1 pseudogene is annotated in these 692 nt (G+C 58.8%); it reads right to left on the bottom strand.

What is annotated here, in order from left to right:
- Nucleotides 1-147: 147 nt before the first annotated feature.
- Nucleotides 148-692: pseudogene (locus HW443_RS12500) on the bottom strand (hypothetical protein); the annotation flags it as partial.

Here is a 692-nt window from a genome sequence, read left to right as displayed (position 1 = left end):
GACCGTATAAGGATCGATGAGTTTAAAAAGGCAGATGAAGAGTATAAGGGGTTCTATAGATACCCACGCCCTTACAGGCGTGGGTATCTATGGCTCCTGCGAATCCCCGTTCATCCCCGTTCAAGCCGGGGACAGGCGCCAGGGCTGTTAGTTCTCTCCGGTGTCCGCCCCATTGCCGGTTTCAGGTTCGCCGACTTCAGGTTTGTCAGGCGCTTCAGTCGCGCCGGGTTCAGGTTCGTCGACTTCAGGTTTGTCAGGAGCTTCAGTCGCGCCGGTTTCAGGTTCGCCGGGTCGGGGCCTGTCGGGTTGGGCAGGTTCATCCACTTCTTCTTTCTCTTCCCCGGCAGCCTCGATCAGGTCGTCAAACCTCTCCAGCGTGGGGTCAGCCTTGATGGCAGCCTCAACCCTGGCCAGGGCCTCATCAACGCTTAGCCCTTCTTCCACGAGGTCGATAACAGCGGCAGTGATAGTGGTCAGCTCCTCCAGGCCAGGGTCGGCTACCAGAGCCGCTTTGAGAGCGGTCAGCGCCTCCGCTTCTGGAATTCCGGCTTCCAGCAGATCTATTTTTGCCGCTACAATGGTGCTGACCTCTTCCAGGAGCAGCGCCCGAGATACACCTGCGCCTACCCTTGCCTCCACCAGGCGCTTCGCGATTACCTGGCGGAGCACGGTTTGCCGGTTGAAGTAGTAAG

This window comes from Candidatus Hakubella thermalkaliphila, from assembly GCF_013281975.1.
Classification (GTDB): Bacteria; Actinomycetota; Humimicrobiia; order Hakubellales; family Hakubellaceae; genus Hakubella; species Hakubella thermalkaliphila.
The sequence above is the reverse complement of the archived record's forward strand: the minus strand, read 5'-3'. Positions and strand labels throughout refer to the sequence as shown.